Below are 21499 nucleotides of genomic sequence, written 5' to 3' on the forward strand. Positions count from 1 at the left end.
GTTCGTGGGACCCCGTGAGAGAGCGTGCCCTGTGGCTGACGTACCTGCCGATCTTGCCGCAGTGTGGCCACGAGTTCTGGAACATCTGCTGGGTGAGGGCCGCGGGCAGGGCGTCGAGGCGAAGGACGAGCGGTGGCTCCGGAGCTGCCAGCCCCTGGCACTCGTCGCCGACACCGCACTCCTGGCCGTTCCGAACGAATTCGCCAAGGGCGTACTGGAAGGCCGCCTGGCCCCCGTGGTCAGCGAGACCCTGAGCCGCGAGTGCGGCCGCCCGATCCGTATCGCCATCACCGTCGACGACTCCGTCGGCGAACCCATGGGCCCCCCGGCCCCGCCCGTCCAGCACCAGTCCGCTCCTCAGCACCCGCAGTCCCACCAGCAGCGCTACGAGGAGCCCGAGCTGCCGCCCGCCTCCGGTCAGGGGCACGACTCCTACGAGAGTTACGGGCGCCGCCCCTCGGACGAGCACCAGGACGGCTCGCGGTCCAACCAGATGCCGACCGCACGCCCCGCCTACCCGGAGTACCAGCGCCCGTCCCCCGGCGCCTGGCCGCAGCCGCAGGACGACTACGGCTGGCAGCAACCCCGGCTCGGCTTCCCCGAGCGGGACCCGTACGCGAATCCGGTGCAGCAGCCGCAGCACGACTACCGCTCGCAGCCGCCGCAGGAGCGTTCGCACTACGAGCAGCAGCGCTCCGATCCGCAGGACCGGCGTGAGCGGCGCGACATGTCCGAGCCGCCCGGCGGCCACCGCGGCGGGGGCCACGGGGGCCACGGAGTGCACCGGGGCGGGCCTGTGGGGCCCACCTCGTCCAGCGGCGCCCCCGGCCCGCTGGCCGCGCAGCCGGCGCCCGCGACGGGGCCCGGCGAGCCCACCGCGCGCCTCAACCCGAAGTACCTCTTCGACACCTTCGTCATCGGCGCGTCGAACCGTTTCGCCCACGCGGCCGCGGTCGCCGTCGCCGAGGCACCCGCGAAGGCGTACAACCCCCTCTTCATCTACGGGGAGTCGGGGCTCGGCAAGACGCACCTGCTGCACGCCATCGGGCACTACGCCCGCAGCCTCTACCCCGGCACGCGTGTGCGCTACGTGAGCTCGGAGGAGTTCACCAACGAGTTCATCAACTCCATCCGCGACGGCAAGGGCGACAGCTTTCGCAAGCGCTACCGCGAGATGGACATCCTGCTCGTCGACGACATCCAGTTCCTCGCGGACAAGGAGTCGACGCAGGAGGAGTTCTTCCACACGTTCAACACGCTCCACAACGCGAACAAGCAGATCGTTCTCTCCAGTGACCGGCCGCCCAAGCAGCTGGTCACCCTGGAGGACCGGCTGCGCAACCGCTTCGAGTGGGGGCTGATCACCGACGTCCAGCCGCCGGAGCTGGAGACGCGTATCGCGATCCTTCGTAAGAAGGCGGTGCAGGAGCAGCTCAACGCTCCGCCCGAGGTGCTCGAGTTCATCGCGTCGCGGATCTCGCGGAACATCCGTGAGCTGGAGGGCGCGCTGATCCGGGTCACCGCCTTCGCGTCGCTGAATCGCCAGCCGGTGGACCTGGGGCTCACCGAGATCGTCCTCAAGGACCTGATCCCGGGCGGCGAGGACGCGGCTCCGGAGATCACCGCGACGGCCATCATGGCGGCGACCGCCGACTACTTCGGTCTGACGGTGGACGACCTGTGCGGGTCCTCGCGCAGCCGCGTCCTGGTGACGGCGCGCCAGATCGCCATGTACCTGTGCCGGGAGCTCACCGACCTCTCCCTGCCGAAGATCGGTGCGCAGTTCGGCGGTCGCGACCACACCACCGTGATGCACGCGGACCGCAAGATCCGCGCGTTGATGGCGGAGCGTCGCTCCATCTACAACCAGGTCACCGAGCTCACCAACCGCATCAAGAACGGCTGACGACCGCCGCGACACGTCGCTGAGGGCGTTCCAGGGCACCTCCTGGGGCGCCCTTTTTCGTTGCTCACGCGCGCGTGGAGGCCGTTTCGGGGTCCGTCGGGCCGCGCTCCGAGGGCGCGGACCCGCACAGAGGCGTCGTACGGCAGCCGCCCGCTGTTCGATTTCCCCTGCTCATACGGCTGTTCTCCACAGATGTGCCTACTTTTTTCCTTCCACACCCTGGGGACTGGAAAGTTGTCCAGACGCTGTCCACAGGGGCCGCTGCTGAGGGATCATCAGGCCAGGTCAAGTGGCTGTGGATTCGTGGACGAAGAGTCTCCACAGGTTGTGGAGGAAAATCTTGTCCACAGGCTGTGCATGAAGTTGTCCACCGGCGGCCCACAGGCTGGGATCCGTTGTCCCCAGCTTTCCCCAGCTTCTCCACACGGCTGTCCACTGTTCGGCAACGCAACGCGCCCTCTCACCGGGTCGAGTGAAAGGCGTCACACCAAGGTGGTCGGTTGGCCTGTGGGGAAGCTGGGTAAAGCTGGGGACAGCGCTGGGGAGAAGTCGCCCCCTCCTGTGCATCGGGTGTGCAGAACTTTCGCCCGTCCACAGAAACACCCGGTTGTCCACGGGCTCCGCCCACAGGACCGGTGGATAAAAAACCGATGCTGACCTGCGAAAACGGGGTTATCCACGGTTTCCACAGCCCCTACTACTACTCCCAACTAGAGAGACCGGGGAAATGGTTTCGAAGTTGGGGCTGTGCACAACTCTCGCTCCGGAGCTCCGACGCCGCTCGCCACGACTTGACCCCGACAGGCAACGACTGTCAGCGCCGTACGTCAGACTGGTCCCCGGTGTCCTTCCCACGGCATGGCTGAGAGACACCGAGTCAGACGACGAGGGCCACAGGTCCAGCGGGCGAGAGCAGCCAGCAACAGCAGGAGGGCGGCTTACGGTGAAGATCCGGGTTGAACGCGACGTACTCGCGGAGGCGGTGGCCTGGGCGGCGCGCAGCCTCCCGGCCCGGCCGCCAGCGCCCGTCCTCGCAGGACTGCTGCTGAAGGCCGAGGAAGGCGCACTGAGCCTGTCGAGCTTCGACTACGAGGTCTCGGCACGCGTCTCGGTGGACGCCGAGATCGACGAGGAGGGCACCGTCCTCGTATCGGGCCGGCTGCTCGCGGACATCTGCCGCGCGCTCCCCAACCGTCCGGTGGAGATCTCCACAGACGGTGTGCGGGCGACGGTGGTCTGCGGCTCCTCGCGATTCACACTCCACACGCTTCCTGTGGAGGAGTACCCCGCGCTGCCGCAGATGCCGACCGCCACGGGCACCGTCCCCGGTGAGGTCTTCGCCTCGGCCGCCTCCCAGGTGGCCATCGCCGCGGGCCGCGACGACACGCTGCCCGTGCTGACCGGTGTGCGCATCGAGATCGAGGGCGACACGGTCACCCTGGCCTCCACCGACCGCTACCGCTTCGCGGTCCGCGAGTTCCTGTGGAAGCCGGAGAACCCCGATGCGTCCGCCGTGGCCCTGGTGCCCGCCAAGACGCTCCTGGACACCGCCAAGGCGCTCACGAGCGGCGACACGGTCACCCTGGCCCTGTCCGGCTCGGGTGCCGGTGAGGGCCTGATCGGTTTCGAGGGCGCCGGACGACGTACGACCACGCGTCTCCTCGAGGGCGACCTGCCGAAGTACCGCACGCTCTTCCCGACCGAGTTCAACTCGGTGGCCGTGATCGAGACCGCCCCCTTCGTGGAGGCCGTCAAGCGTGTCGCCCTGGTCGCCGAGCGGAACACCCCGGTGCGGCTCAGCTTCGAGCAGGGCGTGCTGATCCTGGAGGCGGGCTCCAGCGACGACGCACAGGCTGTGGAAAGGGTCGACGCCCAGCTGGACGGCGACGACATCTCGATCGCCTTCAACCCCACGTTCCTGCTCGACGGCCTCAGCGCGATCGATTCGCCGGTCGCCCAGCTGTCGTTCACGACGTCGACGAAGCCCGCGCTGCTGAGCGGCAAGCCGGCCGTCGACGCGGAGGCGGACGAGGCCTACAAGTACCTGATCATGCCTGTACGTCTGAGCGGCTGAGCCCACAGGTGTGAGCGTGCGTCCGGGCGTAGGCTCGGGCGCAGGTACGAAAGTGCCGTAACGCCACCTCGCTAGTGAAGGAACTCTGATGGAGCTCGGTCTCGTCGGCCTCGGCAAGATGGGCGGCAACATGCGCGAGCGCATCCGCCGCGCAGGTCACACCGTCATCGGATACGACCGCAATCCGGACGTCGCGGATGTCGCCAGCCTCGAAGAGCTGGTCGGCAAGCTCAAGGGCCCGCGAGTGGTGTGGGTGATGGTTCCGGCCGGTGCCGCGACCCAGTCCACCATCGACGAGCTCGCCGAGCTGCTGCAGCCCGGCGACGTCGTCGTGGACGGCGGGAACTCCCGCTGGACGGACGACGAGAAGCACGCCGAGGAGCTGAAGGCCAAGGGCATCGGCTTCGTCGACTGCGGCGTCTCCGGCGGCGTCTGGGGCCTCAAGAACGGCTACGCGCTGATGTACGGCGGCGACGCCGAGGACATCGCGAAGGTTCAGCCGATCTTCGACGCGCTCAAGCCCGAGGGCGACTTCGGTTCGGTCCACGCGGGCAAGGTCGGCGCGGGCCACTTCTCGAAGATGGTCCACAACGGCATCGAGTACGCGATGATGCAGGCCTACGCCGAGGGCTGGGAGCTCCTGGAGAAGGTCGACTCGGTCACGGACGTCCGCGAGGTCTTCCGCTCCTGGCAGGAGGGCACGGTCATCCGTTCCTGGCTGCTCGACCTCGCGGTCAACGCCCTGGACGACGACGAGCACCTGGAGAAGCTGCGCGGCTTCGCGCAGGACTCCGGAGAGGGCCGCTGGACGGTGGAGGCCGCCATCGACAACGCCGTGCCGCTGCCCGCGATCACGGCCTCGCTCTTCGCCCGGTTCGCCTCGCGCCAGGACGACTCCCCGCAGATGAAGATGATCGCCGCGCTGCGCAACCAGTTCGGCGGCCACGCGGTCGAGTCCAAGAGCGAGAACTGATCCACAGCCTGTGCGTAACCCGGGGCGGTTGCGCACAGGCCTCTCAGCAAGTGAAGGAAGCCGGGGGAGGTCGGCGCACACCATGCACGTCACGCATCTCTCGCTGGCCGACTTCCGTTCGTACGCCCGGGTCGAGGTCCCTCTCGACCCGGGCGTCACCGCGTTCGTGGGGCCCAACGGCCAGGGCAAGACCAACCTCGTCGAGGCCGTCGGCTATCTCGCCACGCTCGGCAGCCACCGGGTCTCCTCGGACGCACCGCTGGTGCGCATGGGCGCCGAGCGCGCCGTCATCAGGGCCGCGGTCCGCCAGGACGAGCGCCAGCAACTGATTGAGCTCGAACTCAACCCCGGCAAGGCCAACCGCGCCCGCATCAACAGGTCCTCGCAGGTCAGACCGCGTGACGTCCTGGGGATCGTCCGTACGGTGCTGTTCGCGCCCGAGGATCTCGCGCTGATCAAGGGCGACCCCGGTGAGCGGCGGCGCTTCCTCGACGAGCTGATCACCGCGCGCTCCCCGCGCATGGCCGGCGTCCGGTCCGACTACGACCGGGTCCTGAAGCAGCGCAACACCCTCCTGAAGTCGGCCGCTCTCGCCCGTCGGCACGGCGGGCGCTCCATGGACCTGTCCACGCTCGACGTGTGGGACCAGCACCTCGCGCGCGCGGGCGCCGAGCTGCTCGCCCAGCGGCTCGACCTGATCTCGGCGCTGCAGCCCCTGGCCGACAAGGCGTACGAGCAGCTGGCGCCCGGCGGCGGCCCGCTCTCCCTGGAGTACAAGCCCTCGGCGCCCGGCGACGGACACACCCGCGAGGCGCTCTACGAGCAGCTGACCGCTGCCCTGGAGGAAGCGCGCAAGCAGGAGATCGAGCGGGGCGTGACCCTGGTCGGCCCGCACCGCGACGATCTCGTGCTCAAGCTGGGCCGGCTCCCCGCGAAGGGGTACGCGAGCCATGGCGAGTCCTGGTCGTACGCCCTGGCGCTGCGGCTGGCCTCGTACGACCTGCTGAGGGCCGAGGGCAACGAGCCGGTGCTCGTCCTCGACGACGTCTTCGCCGAGCTGGACGTCCGCCGCAGGGAGCGCCTTGCGGAGCTGGTGGCCCCGGGCGAGCAGGTTCTCGTCACCGCCGCCGTGGACGACGACGTCCCGGCCGTCCTGAGCGGCACGCGGTACTCGGTGTCGGACGGTGCGGTGGATCGCGTATGAGCTCCGAGAAGCCCGCGGAGGGCGCCCCCGAGGACGCGTCCGGGGGAGCGCCGAAGACGCCCGAGCCCTCCGGCGTCGACCTGGCCAGGGTCGCCCTGCGCGCCGCGAAGGAACAGGCACGCGCGCGTGGCGACGCCGCGCAGCAGAAGAAGCAGGCCCGGCGCGGCGGACTGCGGTCCGGCGCGCGCGCCGACGGGCGCGACCCGCTGCCGCTCGGATCCGCGATCAACCGGCTGATCACCGAGCGCGGCTGGGAGACGCCCGCCGCGGTGGGCGGTGTGATGGGGCGCTGGCCGCAGATCGTCGGCGACGACCTGGCCAATCACTGCGTCCCGCAGCGGTACGACGAGGACGAGCGCGTCCTGACGGTGCAGTGCGATTCGACGGCGTGGGCCACCCAGCTGCGCCTCATGGCCCCCCAGCTGGTCGCACGCCTCAACGAGGACCTGGGACACGGCACCGTGCGCCTCATCAAGGTGCTCGGTCCCGGTGGCCCCGCGCGCCGCTTCGGACCCCTGCGCGCGCCCGGCAGCACGGGCCCCGGCGACACCTACGGCTGAGCCGGCCGGCGACCGTAGCTGGGGGTTGACGTCCCGAAGCGCTGAGTGCCGCTGTGAGCGTTCTGGAGCCCTGGGCCGCATATGGGGAGTCGGCCGAGGCCGGTTCAGGGCGGCACATGAGGACTCAGGTACCGGCAAACCCCCATCACTGTCAGCGCTACCGGTAGACTGGAAGCTAATCCCGCCCCACTTGTGGGACGCACCGAGCAACGCTGACTAAGGCTTACCGAACAAACACGCCGCAGCCGCTCCGGCCACCGCCGGGAGCTTGGGTTGTGCTGTGCCAGAAAGGGCGCTTCGTGGCCGATTCCGGCAACCCCAACGAGAACATCCCGTCCACCGCCGCCGGCGCGAACGGCGAGGTCACACCCTCGTACGACGCCAGCGCGATCACCGTCCTCGAGGGTTTGGACGCGGTCCGCAAGCGACCCGGCATGTACATCGGCTCGACCGGTGAGCGTGGCCTGCACCACTTGGTCCAGGAAGTCGTCGACAACTCCGTCGACGAGGCCCTCGCCGGGCACGCGGACACCATCGACGTCACGGTCCTCGCCGACGGTGGCGTGCGCGTCATCGACAACGGCCGTGGCATCCCGGTCGACATGCACCCCGTGGAGAAGAAGCCCGCGGTGGAGGTCGTCCTGACCGTGCTGCACGCGGGCGGCAAGTTCGGCGGCGGCGGTTACGCCGTCTCCGGTGGTCTGCACGGCGTCGGCGTCTCGGTCGTGAACGCGCTCTCGACCAAGCTCTCGGTCGACATCAAGCGCGACGGCTTCCGCTGGACCCAGGACTTCAAGCTGGGCGTGCCGACGGCCCCGCTCGCCAAGCACGAGGCGGTCGAGGAGTCGGGCACCACGGTCACCTTCTGGGCCGACCCGGACGTCTTCGAGACGACGGAGTACTCCTTCGAGACGCTGGCACGGCGTTTCCAGGAGATGGCGTTCCTCAACAAGGGTTTGACCATCAAACTCACTGATGAGCGCGAGTCGGCGAAGGCCACTGCGGGCGCGGACACGGCCGAGGCGGCCGAGGACGAGGTCCGCACGGTGACGTACCACTACGAAGGCGGCATCGTCGACTTCGTGAAGTACCTCAACTCCCGCAAGGGCGAGGTCATTCACCCCACCGTCATCGACGTCGAGGCCGAGGACAAGGAGCGCCTGCTCTCGGCCGAGATCGCGATGCAGTGGAACTCGCAGTACACCGAAGGCGTGTACTCCTTCGCGAACACCATCCACACGCACGAGGGCGGTACGCACGAAGAGGGCTTCAGGGCCGCGCTGACGGGCCTGGTCAACCGCTACGCGCGCGAGAAGAAGCTGCTCCGCGAGAAGGACGACAACCTCACGGGCGAGGACATCCGCGAGGGTCTGACCGCGATCATCTCGGTGAAGCTGGGCGAGCCCCAGTTCGAGGGCCAGACCAAGACCAAGCTGGGCAACACGGAGGCGAAGACCTTCGTGCAGAAGGTCGTCCACGAGCACCTCACGGACTGGTTCGACCGGAACCCGAACGAGGCCGCGGACATCATCCGCAAGGGCATCCAGGCCGCCACCGCGCGCGTGGCCGCCCGCAAGGCGCGCGACCTGACCCGCCGCAAGGGGCTCCTGGAGACGGCGTCGCTGCCGGGCAAGCTGAGCGACTGCCAGTCGAACGACCCGACGCAGTGCGAGATCTTCATCGTCGAGGGTGACTCCGCCGGTGGTTCGGCGAAGTCCGGCCGCAACCCGATGTACCAGGCGATCCTGCCCATCCGAGGCAAGATCCTGAACGTCGAGAAGGCGCGCGTCGACAAGATCCTGCACAACCAGGAGGTCCAGGCGCTCATCTCCGCCTTCGGCACCGGTGTGCACGAGGACTTCGACATCGAGAAGCTCCGCTATCACAAGATCATCCTGATGGCGGACGCCGACGTCGACGGCCAGCACATCAACACACTGCTGCTGACCTTCCTGTTCCGCTTCATGCGGCCGCTGGTCGAGGCCGGGCACATCTACCTGTCGCGCCCGCCGCTCTACAAGATCAAGTGGTCCCGGGACGACTTCCAGTACGCGTACTCCGACCGCGAGCGCGACGCCCTGGTGGAGCTCGGGCGGCAGGCCGGCAAGCGCATCAGGGACGACTCGGTCCAGCGCTTCAAGGGCCTCGGCGAGATGAACGCCGAGGAACTGCGCATCACGACGATGGACCAGGAACACCGCGTGCTCGGCCAGGTCACCCTGGACGACGCGGCGCAGGCCGACGACCTCTTCTCGGTGCTGATGGGAGAGGACGTCGAGGCACGGCGCTCGTTCATTCAGCGCAATGCCAAGGACGTCCGCTTCCTCGACATCTGAGTCGGCCCGTACAAAGCCGCACCTCGAAAGGACTCTGACCAGCAATGGCCGACGAGAACACCCCTGTGACGCCCGAAGAGGAACCCGCCGTCCCCGGCGTGGGCATGCGTGTCGAGCCCGTCGGGCTCGAGACGGAGATGCAGCGCTCCTACCTCGACTACGCGATGTCCGTCATCGTGTCCCGCGCGCTGCCCGACGTACGGGACGGTCTGAAGCCCGTCCACCGCCGCGTCCTGTACGCGATGTACGACGGCGGCTACCGCCCCGAGAAGGGCTTCTACAAGTGCGCCCGCGTCGTCGGCGACGTCATGGGCACGTACCACCCGCACGGCGACTCCTCCATCTACGACGCCCTGGTGCGCCTCGCCCAGCCGTGGTCGATGCGGATGCCCCTGGTGGACTCCAACGGCAACTTCGGCTCCCCGGGCAACGACCCGGCGGCCGCCATGCGGTACACCGAGTGCAAGATGGCGCCGCTGGCCATGGAGATGGTCCGTGACATCGACGAGGAGACCGTCGACTTCACGGACAACTACGACGGCCGCAACCAGGAGCCGACGGTTCTGCCGGCGCGCTTCCCGAACCTGCTGATCAACGGCTCCGCGGGCATCGCGGTCGGCATGGCCACCAACATCCCGCCGCACAACCTCCGCGAGGTCGCGGCGGGCGCGCAGTGGGCCCTGGAGCACCCCGAGGCCTCCCACGAGGAGCTGCTCGACGCCCTCATCGAGCGCATCAAGGGCCCCGATTTCCCGACCGGTGCCCTGGTGGTGGGCCGCAAGGGCATCGAGGAGGCGTACCGCACGGGCCGTGGCTCCATCACGATGCGCGCGGTCGTCGCGGTCGAGGAGATCCAGAACCGCCAGTGCCTGGTCGTCACCGAGCTGCCGTACCAGACCAACCCGGACAACCTCGCGCAGAAGATCGCCGACCTGGTCAAGGACGGCAAGGTCGGCGGCATCGCCGACGTCCGCGACGAGTCGTCCTCGCGCACCGGCCAGCGCCTCGTCATCGTCCTGAAGCGTGACGCGGTCGCCAAGGTCGTGCTGAACAACCTCTACAAGCACACCGACCTCCAGTCGAACTTCAGCGCCAACATGCTGGCCCTGGTCGACGGCGTGCCGCGCACCCTCTCGCTGGACGCCTTCATCCGGCACTGGGTCACGCACCAGGTCGAGGTCATCGTCCGGCGCACGAAGTACCGGCTGCGCAAGGCCGAGGAGCGGGCGCACATCCTGCGTGGCCTCCTCAAGGCCCTGGACGCCATCGACGAGGTCATCGCGCTCATCCGCGGCAGCCAGACCGTCGACATCGCGCGCGAGGGCCTCATGGGGCTGCTCTCGATCGACGAGATCCAGGCCAACGCCATCCTCGAGATGCAGCTGCGCCGCCTCGCCGCCCTGGAGCGCCAGAAGATCGTCGCCGAGCACGACGAGCTCCAGGCGAAGATCAACGAGTACAACTCGATCCTGGCCTCGCCCGAGAAGCAGCGCCAGATCATCAGCGAGGAGCTCGCGGCGATCGTCGACAAGTTCGGCGAGGACCGGCGCTCCGCGCTCGTGCCCTTCGACGGCGACATGTCCATGGAGGACCTGATCGCCGAAGAGGACATCGTCGTCACCATCACGCGCGGCGGCTACATCAAGCGCACCAAGACCGAGGACTACCGCTCGCAGAAGCGCGGCGGCAAGGGCGTGCGCGGCACGAAGCTGAAGCAGGACGACATCGTCGACCACTTCTTCGTGTCGACGACGCACCACTGGCTGCTGTTCTTCACCAACAAGGGCCGTGTCTACCGCGCCAAGGCGTACGAGCTCCCCGACGCCGGACGCGACGCCCGCGGCCAGCACGTGGCGAACCTCCTCGCCTTCCAGCCGGACGAGCAGATCGCCGAGATCCTCGCGATCCGTGACTACGAAGCGGTGCCCTACCTGGTGCTCGCCACCAAGGGCGGCCTCGTGAAGAAGACACCGCTCAAGGACTACGACTCGCCCCGCTCCGGCGGCGTCATCGCCATCAACCTCCGCGAGACGGACGACGGTTCGGACGACGAGCTGATCGGCGCCGAGCTCGTCTCGGCCGAGGACGACCTGCTCCTCATCAGCAAGAAGGCCCAGTCGATCAGGTTCACCGCAACGGACGACGCGCTGCGCCCGATGGGCCGCGCCACTTCGGGCGTCAAGGGCATGAGTTTCCGCGACGGCGACGAGCTCCTCTCGATGAATGTGGTTCGTCCGGGTACGTTCGTCTTCACCGCCACCGACGGTGGGTACGCGAAGCGCACCAACGTCGACGAGTACCGCGTCCAGGGTCGCGGTGGCCTCGGCATCAAGGCCGCCAAGATCGTGGAGGACCGCGGCGAGCTCGTCGGCGCCCTGGTGGTCGAGGAGACCGACGAGATCCTCGCCATCACGCTGTCCGGCGGTGTGATTCGTACGCGAGTCAACGAGGTCAGGGAGACGGGCCGTGACACCATGGGCGTCCAACTGATCAACCTGGGCAAGCGCGATGCCGTGGTCGGTATCGCTCGTAACGCCGAGGCCGGGCGCGAGGCCGAGGAAGTCGACGGAGACATCGTCGTCGACGAATCGGACGGTGCCGAGCCGGCCACCGGAACGGACGAGGGCACGGATTCCTCGGCCGAGTAGCGCGAGGAGTGAATCATCGTGAGCGGAGCCACGGGCGCCGAGGCAAAGCGGACCGGCAGTACCGGTACGGACGGTGCCCGTGGCTCCGCCACTGATGCACAGGACTCTCACGAGTCTCATGGATCCCAGGGGGGGACTGTGACGGACACCCGAGGGCCGGGGACTTCTGGTCAGACCGCCGGCCAGACGTCCGGCGAGTACGACACCTCGTACGCGGCCGGCAAGGGCACGCAGACGGGCGGGGCGCTGCCCGGGGAGCGGCAGCCCCAGCAGCAGTCGTCCCAGCCCTACCACCCGCCGCAGGCGTATCAGCAGGGTGCCCAGTCGGGCGCCGTGCGACGGCCGCGGACCGGGGCACGCACGATTCCGCGCACGCGCAAGGCGCGGCTCCGGGTGGCCAAGGCCGACCCGTGGTCGGTGATGAAGGTCAGCTTCCTGCTCTCCATCGCTCTCGGCATCTGCACGATCGTCGCGGCGGCCGTCCTGTGGATGGTCATGGACGCGATGGGCGTCTTCTCCACGGTCGGCGGCACGATCTCCGAGGCGACGGGCTCGAACGAGTCCAACGGCTTCGACCTGCAGTCCTTCCTGTCGCTGCCGCGCGTCCTGCTGTTCACCTCGATCATCGCGGTCATCGACGTCGTCCTGGCGACCGCGCTGGCGACGCTGGGCGCCTTCATCTACAACCTCTCCGCGGGCTTCGTGGGCGGCGTCGAGCTGACCCTCGCCGAGGACGAGTAGCGCCTGCTCCCCCTCTGCTCTTCCGCTGTTCGCCCGCGCGCGGGTATCGATTTTGGGACTGGCGCCCAGGTGCGCTAATCTTCAGAGGTCAGCGCGCGGGACACCGCAGCGCGGCGGGGCTATAGCTCAGTTGGTTAGAGCGCATCCCTGATAAGGATGAGGCCACAGGTTCAAATCCTGTTAGCCCCACAGTGGCTCAGAGCCAGGTCGGAAGGCCGGTAGATCTCCAGGATCTACCGGCCTTCCGCGTGTTCCCGGTGAGGGCGGTGGGCAGTTCCGTTCTCGGGCTCGGTGGGCAGTGACGGGTACGTAGTGATCGGTGTGCAGTGATCAGTGCGAAGTGATCAGCGCGCGGCGTGCATGAAGAAGACCCCCGGCCTGTGGCCGGGGGTCTTCTGAGGTTCAGGAGGGCGGGTGCCCTGGGTGCGGGGCCGGGGTTACGGCTCCGCGGCGAGTCCTGGTTCATGCGCGGTGGTCTCAGCCTCGGCTTCCGTGTCCGACGGGGGCAGGTGCCGGCAGCTGGGGGATGATCCATGGGCCTCGGCGCGGATGCGCTGCTTCATCGTGGGCGGCAAGGACCGTTCGTACGCTGCGGACCAGAGGGCCGCCATCATCGGCGTAGGCGCGCACACCGTGGCGTTGCGTGCGTTCGTGGTCTCCTGTGCCGTCGTGGCGGCGGTGGCCGTCGTGGTGAATCCCAGCGCGGCGAAGAGCGCGAGGAATGCGGTGACGATCGTGGTCCACAGCTTCATGGCCTTGTTGCCGGTCATGGCCCCTCAATTCGGGTTGGGCGATTTGCGTACTTTCCTCATGATGTGTATGCGGGACCCGGAGTGGTGGACCGACGCTCGCGTGGCGTCGATGTTCAGATGAACACCACCCGGATGGCCCCAAGAGGCCCGAGAAGGGGCAAAGCGGCGAAAGTCACAGTGGGGACGGGAACGGTGTGGAGCTTCTGGGTCCGTTTCGACTGCTGTGCGGAGTGCGGGAGTTGAGGCGGATCCAGGTCACCGATCGGTATCGCTCGGTGTGTATAGTCGGGCGCCAGAAGTCCCCTACGTCAAGGAAAGACGAGGTCGCGCGGTGAAGAAGCTTCTCCTGGTCGCACTGGCCGCCATCGGCGGGCTCCTCGTGTACCGCCAGATCCAGGCGGATCGCGCCGAGCAGGATCTGTGGACGGAGGCGACTGACTCCGTGCCCACGGGTTCGTGAGTATCGACGACAGTCACTTCACAGGCCCCGGTCGCAGTTGCGGCCGGGGCTTTGTGGTGTTCGGGGGCCGGGCGGGGTCTGTGAGGCGGTAGCGCGCAGTGGGGCGGGTGCGGCCGTGGGGATGGTCTCGGTGTGGGGGACCCGGATGGCAGATTCGCGCTGTGGCCCTGTGGCCCTGTGGCCCTGTGGCCCTGTGGCCCTATGGTCCCTGCGTTCTCATTCGTAAATTAATTCCTTGCATAAGTGAATGTGAGGATGGCGCGGTTGCGCCGGTGGCGGGTTCGCGGTGGTGTCCGTGCGGCGTCGGGCGGGCAGGACGGTCGGGACGGGTGGGACGGCTGGGTTCGCGACAAGGGGTGGCGCGTGATGGGGCGGCGGCTGAGCGGGTGTCGGAACGAGCCGGGAGCGAGCCGTCGTCGAACCGTGGCGGCCGTGGCTGTGGTCGCGGTCGGGCTGTGCGCGGTGGCTCCTGGCCGGGCCGAGGCCGCGGGAACACCCAGCCCCTACGCCTACGTCTTCGCTGAGGGCGCCGAGACCGTCTCAGGAGCGGCGAGCAACGTGGAAGGGCGCCGGCTCAGCCCCGGGAAGACGTACAAAAGCTCCCTCCCGCGCGTGGGACAGCGCTTTTACCGCCTGGAGCTCAAGGCGGAGGAAAACGCGTACGTCTCCGTCACCGCTGTCCCCGGCGCTGACGCCGAGGTCTCCTATGCCGACGGTGTCGAGGTGTCCGTGCAGGACGCCGACGGCAACAACTGCAGCCCTGTGGAGTCGGAAGAGGCGCGGTTCGGATCTTCGGAGAGCCCGCGTCCGATCACCGCCACGGCGGTGCGCCGGGTCGGCCCCGGGGAGAAGAGCTGCGCGCGTGCCGGTACGTATTACGTGCTCGTCGAGCGGACCAGGGCTTCGGGGACGGCGCAGCGTCCGGATCGGCGTTTCGCTCAGGACGACTGGGATCTGGAACTTCACGTCGCGTCAGAACCCGTACTGCGGGCGGGCGGTGCGACGGTGCCGCCGGAGACGTGGAACTCGTCGGCCCCCGTGCTGCCGTCGGGTGAGCGGAGGCCGCGCGAGGGCGGCACGAGTTTCAGCACGGCGCGAGGGCTGGACAAGGGCGTCTGGGGGGCCGGTATCGAGCCCGGGCAGACGCTCTTCTACCGCCTGCCGCTCGACTGGGGGCAGCAGGTCTCGGTGGCGGCCGAGCTGGGCAGTACGAGCGGTGCGAGAGGTGCGAGAGGTGCGTCCGGTACGAGCGGGACGGGGCGTGTGACGGGCAGTGCGGGGCGGGGGGTCGGCCGGGGCACGGGGTACGTCTCGTCCGCCTTGGTCATGACCCTGTCCAACCCGGTGCGCGCCGAGGCCGACACCGCCGACACGGCGTACGACGGCAAGCAGAAGTCGGCTGCGCTCAAGCCCTTGCCGCCCGTCGCGTACGAGAACCGGTTCGCCCTCACCGACGAGGTGTCCGCGATGCGGTTCGCCGGGTGGTACTACCTCTCGGTCCACCTCAGTCCCGAGGTCGCGGAGAAGTTCGGCGATGCCCCGCTGGAGCTGACGCTGCGGGTGGACGTCGACGGTTCACCGAGGCCGGGGCCCTCGTACGCGGGGTCGTCCGTGCCCGCCGACGACTTCGGCGTCACGGAGCGGGACACGGAGGCGGCGGAGCGCGGGGAGGCGGCGGTCGGGAGCGGTGCCGACGCGCAGGACGACGGGCTGATGGTGGTGGTCGCCGCCGGTGGAATCGGGGCGGGGGTGTCGTTGCTGGGGATTCTCGGCGCGTGGACGCTGATCGCGCGGCGCAGGGTGGGCGCCGCGAGTGGTTCTGAGGTGGGCGCTCCTGCGCGGGGCGGGCCTCCGCAGGGCTGGTGAGGTCGGCCGGGGCGTGGGGCCGTCCCCGTCGGCCGGGGCGTGGGGCCCTCCCCACGGCCGGTCAGAGCTGTGTGAGTGCCCAGAAGCCCACTGCGAGGCAGGCAAGGGCGAGAAGCAGCAGCGGGACGGCAACCTTCGCAGGCGGTCCGGGGCGCTTCGGCGGGGCGGGAGAGGCTGCGGCGAGGGGCTGGGGAAGCTGGCGGTTCGAAGGCGGAACCTGGGCGGCTTGAGTGGTGGACCGATCAGTAGAAGCCGGAGCGCGGTGGGCCGCGGACGTCACGGCTTGTGCGGGGTCGTGGGGTGCGGGTGGGGGTGCGGGTGCGGGTGTGGGTGCGGGTGCGGGGACAGGGGCAGGTCCGGGGGCGATCCGGTGCGGGGAGGGCACGTGCGTGGGCTCGGGCGTGTACGTCGGCGCGGGCGGCTGCAGCGGCATGGGGGTGGGGGGCGTGGACGGCTGAGGCGGCCGCAGGGGCGGGGGCAGGGGGAAGCCGCCCGAGTTCGAGGTGGTGGACGGCAGCCGATCGGGGGGCGGGCCCGCGGCGGGTGCCGGTCCAGGAGACGGGGCAGGGGCCGGGGTAGGGGGCGGGGTAGGGGTCGGCGCCGGAGCCGAGGTCGGGAACGGGGGCGGTGGCGGGGTGGGCGTCTCGTGCGCGGAGGGCGGGCGCGCGTGACGGGCCCGGGAACCCGTACGGGGCGTGGGCGTGAGGGGGCCCTCGGGGCCGAATCCGGTGGGCAGGGGAGGGAGCTGGTCGAAGATTTCGATGAGCTCGTCGTCGGGGCCGGGCTCGGGCAGCACCTCCACGGCCGAGGCCAGGGCCTTGCGCGCACCCGTCGCGGTACGGAAGCGCGTCTGGGGATCAGGCTGGAGAAGGGTGGCGATGACCTGCCAGAGGGGCTCGGGCACGCCCTGCGGCGCCCGCGGCGTCCCGCGCTCGGCGAAGTACTCGATCAGTGCCTTGCTGTCCGGCTTGGCGCCCTCCAGGAGGTACAGCGCGACCAGGCCGACGGCGAAGAGGTCGGCGGTGAAGTCCGGCTCGCTGCCGAGCAGTTGCTCGGGGGCGAAATAGCCGGGCGTCCCCACCACGTAGTCGGTCTCGGTCAGCCGGGGCTCGCCCTTGCGCATCGAGATGCCGAAGTCGGACAGGCGCAGATGCGGGCGGCCGGCGCCGGTGGCGTCCAGCAGGATGTTGGCCGGTTTGATGTCCCGGTGTACGACGCCTTCGGCGTGGACCGCCGCGAGCCCTGAGAGGAGCTGGTCGAGGAGGGTGCACACGAAGCGGGGCGGCAGCGGGCCGTAGTCCCCGATCACGTGCGCCAGCGAGCCGCCGCCGACCAGGTCCATGGTGAAGAGGACCTTGTCGTCGTCGGCGGCCCAGCTGGCGGGCGCGAGAACATGGGGGTGGTCGATGCGCAGGGCCTGTTCCCGTACGAACCTCAACAGGGAGTGTGCGTCGCTCTGTTGCAGCACCTTGGCGGCCACGTACCGGTGGCGCCGGTGGTCCCAGGCCCGCCAGACCGCTCCGACTCCCCCGCGTCCGATCGGGTCGACCAGTTCGTACCGGCCGGCGAAGACCTCACCCATGGTCGCGCTCCGCTTCCCCTCCGGGCCGTGCCGCTCCCCCTACGGGCCCTTCGCTGCCCTTCCGTTCCCCTACGGGCCCTTCCGCTCCCCTTCCGGGCCGGGCGGCGACCCGGTCGACGGCCGGTCGACGGCTCAGTTCTGGTGCGCCTCGTAGTGGGCGACCGCGTCCGCGGTGCGCCCGGCGCCGTACACCCGGAGGAACTCTGCCAGTTCCGGGTGGGTCGGGGCGAGGGAGTCGGCGGCATCGATGATGTCACCGGCCGCCGCCACGGAGCGCAGCAGTGACTGGATCTCGCGCACCACGCGCTTGACCGTGGGAGCGCCCGAACTGGTCGCCGTCTGGGCGGTGTTGGTGAGGACCGAACCGCCCTGGGACTTCTTGATCTCGTCCATGCGGTCGGTGGCCTCGGCGGCGCTGACGCTGCCGTCCGCGACCTGGCCCGACAGTTCCTGCAGGAGCTGGACGCGCTGGACCACGGCAGGGTTGCCGATCTTGGCGCGCTGGCCGCTCATGAGCTGGGACAACATGGGCGCCGAGAGGCCGAGGACGCCGGCGAGGCGTGCCTGGTTCAGGCCGAGGTCATCGATGAGGCGACGGAAGAGCGCCCCCAGCGGCTCCCCGTACCAGTTCCGCTGGAGCTCTCGTGCTCTCGCGGTGGTGTCTTGTTGTGCGGCGTCCATTGCGTCTCCCCATCGCTTCCCCTAAGACCGCGGTTCGCTGCCGCGAACCACGTCGTGCATCTTACGGAGCGTGGTCGTAGACCGGGAGCCCCAATCCTTTTGCGAGATCCGGGGGGTGACCCGGTACTCTGGTCTGCGATGCACGCCGGGAGGTGATTCTTCCGGTCGAGGCATTGGCTCGGGGCCTTAGCTCAGTTGGTAGAGCGCTGTCTTTGCATGGCAGATGTCAGGGGTTCGACTCCCCTAGGCTCCACGTATAGAAACCCCACCTGACCTGCGTAAATGCGGTCAGGTGGGGTTTTCTCGTCTCCCTGGGCGGGGGCGGGACTCAGCGGTCGTCGGAGGTGGCCGGAGGTCCGCCGACCTGCGGAGCGGTCGGTGCGGCGCAGCAGCCGCCGGTTTCCTTGCCCGCCCCGGGGTCGTCGAAGAGGCCGGCGCCGCCGCAGACTCCGGTTTCGGGCAGGGTGAGTTCGACGCGCTCGGCAGCGTCCTGGTCGCCTGCGAGGGCGGCGGTGATGGAGCGGACCTGCTCGTATCCGGTCATGGCGAGGAACGTCGGGGCGCGGCCGTAGGACTTCATGCCGACCAGGTAGACGTTCTTCTCCGGGTGGGACAGCTCGCCCACGCCGTGCGGGCGGACGGTGCCGCAGGAGTGGGCGTTGGGGTCGATGAGGGGGGCCAGCTCGGTGGGGGCCTGGAGGCGCTCGTCGAGGCCGAGGCGGAGTTCGTCGAGGAAGCTCAGGTCGGGGCGGAAGCCGGTGAGAGCGATGATCTCGTCGACCGCGTCGAGACGGCGACCGTCCTCGCCGATCAGCGCCAGCTGGCCGCTCTGGCCGTTCCGGGTGGACTCGCTGTTCTGGGCGTTCTCCGCGTACTCGACGGCGGTGATGCGGAAGCCGGTCACAGCGTCGGCGTGCCCGTTGTCGACGGCGGCCTTGGCCGCGAGGCCCAGGGCTCCGCGGGCGGGCAGCTGGTCGGCGTCGCCGCCGCCGAACGTGGAGCCGGAGATGCCGCGGCGCAGGATCCAGGTGACGTGCGTACCGGGAGCGTCCTTGGCCAGGTCGGCGAGGTGGGCGAGGGCGGTGAAGGCGGAGGCGCCGGAGCCGACGACCGCAGTGTGCTTGCCCGCGTGACGGGCTCGTACCGCCGAATCCTCGAGGTCGGGGACGCGGTAGGAGATCCGGTCTGCCGCGGCCTGCTCGCCGAGCGCGGGCAGGCCGTCGCCGCCGAGCGGGCCGGGGGTGGACCAGGTGCCCGACGCGTCGATGACGGCGCGGGCGAGCAGCCGCTCCTCGTGGCCGTCGGCGTGCCGGACGTGGACGGTGAAGGGCTGCTGTCCGCGGTCCGCGTCCACGACGCGGTCGCGGCCGACGCGGGAGACGCCGACGACCGTCGCGCCGAAGCGGACCTGGTCGCCGAGGACGTCGGCGAGCGGCTGCAGGTATCGCTCGGCCCAGTCGCCCCCGGTGGGGTAGGTGGCGCCGTCGGGCTTGACCCAGCCGGTGGGGGCCAGGAGCTTCTCGGCGGCGGGGTCGACGACCTCGGCCCAGGGGGAGAAGAGGCGTACGTGCGACCAGTCGCGTACGGCGCTGCCCGCGGACGGTCCGGCCTCCAGGACCAGCGGTTCGATGCCGCGCTCGACGAGATGGGCGGCGGCGGCCAGGCCGATGGGACCGGCGCCTATGACCACGATCGGCTGGGCGGCGGGCGTGCTTTCGCTCATCACGTTCTCCAGGGGCAGACCGGTGACGCCGGAGTCTTCTGATTCGACGTCTGTCGATGCAGTGGAGCTTGCCCGCAGATTCGATGGGTGTCAATATTGGCGTATGTCGAATCCGAGTGGGGTGGAGCTGCCGGTCCTGAACCGGTCGAGCGAGAGCGTGGTGCCGTGCTGCCCGCCGCTCACCGAGCGGCCCTTGAGCGCGGAGGAGGCGGAGCGGACCGCGAAGATGTTCAAGGCGCTCGGCGATCCGGTGCGGCTGCGGCTGTTCTCCGCCGTCGCCTCGCACGAGGGCGGCGAGGCGTGCGTGTGCGACATCTCCGACGTCGGGGTTTCCCAGCCGACCGTCTCCCACCACCTCAAGAAGCTCAAGGAAGCGGGTCTGCTCACCTCGGAGCGGCGTGCCACCTGGGTGTACTACCGGGTCGAGCCGGGCGTCCTGGCGGCGATGGGTCAGCTGTTGACCACGGCGGCCCGCTGACCCGCATCCGCACCCCCACCCGCATCCGCACCCCCACCCGCATCCGCACCCGCACCGGTCCGCACGCGAGAGGTCAGGCGGTGCTGAACTTCCGCCGCCAGGACAGTGATACGTAGACCAGCGCGACGAGGACCGGCACCTCGATGAGCGGACCGACCACGCCGGACAGGGCCTGGCCGGAGGTGACGCCGAAGGTGGCGATGGCGACCGCGATGGCCAGCTCGAAGTTGTTGCCCGCGGCGGTGAAGGCGAGCGTCGCGGTGCGGTCGTAGCCGAGGCCGATCGCCCTGCCGAGCGCGAAGGTCCCGAACCACATCAGCGCGAAGTAGACCAGCAGCGGCAGTGCGATCCGCGCGACGTCCAGGGGCTGCGAGGTGATCGTCTTGCCCTGCAGGGCGAAGAGGACGACGATCGTGAACAGCAGCCCGTACAGCGCCCAAGGCCCGATCCTCGGAAGGAAGTTGGCCTCGTAGCTGTCGCGGCCCCTCTTCTTCTCGCCGATCCGGCGGGTCAGGAAGCCAGCCAGCAGGGGCACGCCGAGGAAGATGACAACGTTCAGCGCGATCTTCCACATCGAGATGTCCAGGTGCTCACCGTCGCCCAGGCCGAGCCAGCCGGGCAACAGGTCGAGATAGAACCAGCCGAGCAGGCCGAACGCCAGTACCTGGAAGACGGAGTTGAGCGCGACCAGGACGGCCGCGGCCTCACGGTCGCCGCAGGCGAGGTCGTTCCAGATGATGACCATGGCGATACAGCGAGCGAGCCCGACGATGATCAACCCGGTGCGGTATTCGGGCAGGTCCGCCAGGAAGATCCACGCGAGGGCGAACATCACGGCCGGGCCGATGATCCAGTTGATGACCAGCGAGGACACCATCAGCTTGCGGTCGCCGGTGACGGCGTCGAGCTTGTCGTAACGGACCTTGGCCAGCACCGGATACATCATGATCAGCAGGCCGGCGGCGATCGGCAGGGAGATCCCGCCGATCTCGACCTTGGCAAGCGCGTCGTTCAGGCCGGGGATTAGGCGCCCGAGGCCGAGGCCGAGGGCCATAGCCGCGAGGATCCACACGGCGAGGAAGCGGTCCAGTGTGGAGAGCTTCGCGACGACGCCCGCCTCCTGGCGGGCGTCCGCCGTTCCGGTCCGGGCGGGTTGGGTGGAGGTCATCAACAGGCTCGCTTACGGCCGGTCTCCACGGTCTCCCGAGCGGTGGCGGCCAGCTCCGTGAAGGAGGCGACCAAGGCGTCGATGACCTCGGGCTTCAGCCGGTAGTAGATGAACCGGCCGCACGGCTCGGTGTCCACCACGCCGGCTTCGCGCAGCACCTTCATGTGGTTGGAGAGGTTGGTCTGCTTGGCGCCCGTCTCCTCGACCAGGTGCGTGGTGCACAGTGTCTCGCGGGCGAGCAGGGTCACGATCTTCAGCCTGAGCGGATCGGCCAGCACCCGCATCAGTTCAGCGTCGACTGATGTCAGCATGCGCTGATACTGTCACATCAGCAGCGACTGATGCCA

General features: G+C 69.4%; 17 protein-coding genes and 2 tRNA genes. 13 read left to right on the forward strand and 6 right to left on the reverse strand.

What is annotated here, in order from left to right:
* Positions 1 to 31: 31 nt before the first annotated feature.
* From dnaA to ACZ69I_RS22335, 9 genes are all read left to right on the forward strand, one after another.
* The gene (dnaA, locus tag ACZ69I_RS22295; protein WP_467679212.1) at positions 32 to 1906 is read left to right on the forward strand and encodes a chromosomal replication initiator protein DnaA; all 1875 of its coding nucleotides are present in this window, start codon (positions 32 to 34) and stop codon (positions 1904 to 1906) included.
* A 943-nt stretch (positions 1907 to 2849) separates the two neighbouring features.
* Positions 2850 to 3980, forward strand: coding sequence for a DNA polymerase III subunit beta (gene dnaN, locus ACZ69I_RS22300; protein WP_467679215.1), 1131 nt, complete (start codon positions 2850 to 2852; stop codon positions 3978 to 3980).
* An 88-nt stretch (positions 3981 to 4068) separates the two neighbouring features.
* Positions 4069 to 4953, forward strand: a complete 885-nt coding sequence (gene gnd / locus ACZ69I_RS22305) for a phosphogluconate dehydrogenase (NAD(+)-dependent, decarboxylating) (RefSeq protein ID WP_467679218.1) — start codon at positions 4069 to 4071, stop codon at positions 4951 to 4953.
* Positions 4954 to 5035: 82 nt separating this feature from the next.
* Positions 5036 to 6157, forward strand: coding sequence for a DNA replication/repair protein RecF (gene recF / locus ACZ69I_RS22310; protein ID WP_467679221.1), 1122 nt, complete (start codon positions 5036 to 5038; stop codon positions 6155 to 6157).
* The gene (locus ACZ69I_RS22315) at positions 6154 to 6717 is read left to right on the forward strand and encodes a DciA family protein (RefSeq protein ID WP_467679223.1); all 564 of its coding nucleotides are present in this window, start codon (positions 6154 to 6156) and stop codon (positions 6715 to 6717) included. The genes recF and ACZ69I_RS22315 overlap by 4 nt, the downstream gene beginning before the upstream one ends.
* Positions 6718 to 6992: 275 nt before the next feature.
* Positions 6993 to 9053 (forward strand): DNA topoisomerase (ATP-hydrolyzing) subunit B, encoded by a 2061-nt coding sequence (gyrB, locus tag ACZ69I_RS22320; protein WP_467679225.1) that lies wholly within the window; start codon positions 6993 to 6995, stop codon positions 9051 to 9053.
* Positions 9054 to 9097: 44 nt separating this feature from the next.
* Positions 9098 to 11701 carry a DNA gyrase subunit A gene (gene gyrA, locus ACZ69I_RS22325; RefSeq protein ID WP_470834133.1) on the forward strand — a complete coding sequence of 868 codons (2604 nt, stop codon included), beginning with the start codon at positions 9098 to 9100 and terminating at the stop codon, positions 11699 to 11701.
* A gap of 18 nt (positions 11702 to 11719) precedes the next feature.
* Positions 11720 to 12442: a DUF3566 domain-containing protein gene (locus ACZ69I_RS22330; protein WP_467679229.1), complete on the forward strand. Its 723-nt coding sequence runs from the start codon at positions 11720 to 11722 to the stop codon at positions 12440 to 12442.
* Between the two features lie 115 nt (positions 12443 to 12557).
* Positions 12558 to 12631: transfer RNA gene (locus ACZ69I_RS22335), tRNA-Ile, on the forward strand.
* Positions 12632 to 12879: 248 nt separating this feature from the next.
* Here the strand turns inward: ACZ69I_RS22335 and ACZ69I_RS22340 are convergent.
* Positions 12880 to 13212, reverse strand: a complete 333-nt coding sequence (locus tag ACZ69I_RS22340; RefSeq protein ID WP_467674679.1) for a DUF6344 domain-containing protein — start codon at positions 13210 to 13212, stop codon at positions 12880 to 12882.
* A gap of 313 nt (positions 13213 to 13525) precedes the next feature.
* On the opposite strand from ACZ69I_RS22340, the gene ACZ69I_RS22345 reads away from it, so the two are divergent.
* Positions 13526 to 13654, forward strand: a complete 129-nt coding sequence (locus ACZ69I_RS22345) for a DLW-39 family protein (protein ID WP_003999697.1) — start codon at positions 13526 to 13528, stop codon at positions 13652 to 13654.
* A 432-nt stretch (positions 13655 to 14086) separates the two neighbouring features.
* Positions 14087 to 15520 carry a hypothetical protein gene (locus tag ACZ69I_RS22350; RefSeq protein ID WP_470834136.1) on the forward strand — a complete coding sequence of 478 codons (1434 nt, stop codon included), beginning with the start codon at positions 14087 to 14089 and terminating at the stop codon, positions 15518 to 15520.
* 61 nt (positions 15521 to 15581) lie between these two features.
* Here ACZ69I_RS22350 and ACZ69I_RS22355 read toward each other — a convergent pair whose 3' ends face one another.
* Positions 15582 to 17102 (reverse strand): serine/threonine-protein kinase, encoded by a 1521-nt coding sequence (locus ACZ69I_RS22355; protein WP_470834138.1) that lies wholly within the window; start codon positions 17100 to 17102, stop codon positions 15582 to 15584.
* 132 nt (positions 17103 to 17234) lie between these two features.
* Positions 17235 to 17783, reverse strand: a complete 549-nt coding sequence (locus ACZ69I_RS22360) for a helix-turn-helix domain-containing protein (RefSeq protein ID WP_389716220.1) — start codon at positions 17781 to 17783, stop codon at positions 17235 to 17237.
* Between the two features lie 180 nt (positions 17784 to 17963).
* Between ACZ69I_RS22360 and ACZ69I_RS22365 the strand changes: the two genes are divergently transcribed.
* Positions 17964 to 18036, forward strand: a tRNA-Ala gene (locus ACZ69I_RS22365).
* Between the two features lie 75 nt (positions 18037 to 18111).
* On the opposite strand, the gene ACZ69I_RS22370 is transcribed toward ACZ69I_RS22365, so the two are convergent.
* On the reverse strand, positions 18112 to 19506 hold the full coding sequence (locus tag ACZ69I_RS22370) for an NAD(P)-binding domain-containing protein (RefSeq protein ID WP_470834139.1): 1395 nt from the start codon (positions 19504 to 19506) through the stop codon (positions 18112 to 18114).
* 103 nt (positions 19507 to 19609) lie between these two features.
* Between ACZ69I_RS22370 and ACZ69I_RS22375 the strand changes: the two genes are divergently transcribed.
* Positions 19610 to 19984, forward strand: a complete 375-nt coding sequence (locus tag ACZ69I_RS22375) for an ArsR/SmtB family transcription factor (protein ID WP_467674668.1) — start codon at positions 19610 to 19612, stop codon at positions 19982 to 19984.
* Between the two features lie 73 nt (positions 19985 to 20057).
* On the opposite strand, the gene arsB is transcribed toward ACZ69I_RS22375, so the two are convergent.
* Together arsB and ACZ69I_RS22385 are read right to left on the reverse strand one after the other, a co-directional pair.
* Positions 20058 to 21152, reverse strand: coding sequence for an ACR3 family arsenite efflux transporter (gene arsB / locus ACZ69I_RS22380; protein WP_470834140.1), 1095 nt, complete (start codon positions 21150 to 21152; stop codon positions 20058 to 20060).
* Positions 21152 to 21463 (reverse strand): ArsR/SmtB family transcription factor, encoded by a 312-nt coding sequence (locus tag ACZ69I_RS22385; RefSeq protein WP_470834141.1) that lies wholly within the window; start codon positions 21461 to 21463, stop codon positions 21152 to 21154. The genes arsB and ACZ69I_RS22385 overlap by 1 nt, the downstream gene beginning before the upstream one ends.
* Positions 21464 to 21499 lie beyond the last annotated feature (36 nt).

The organism is Streptomyces sp. NPDC036815, assembly GCF_055609205.1.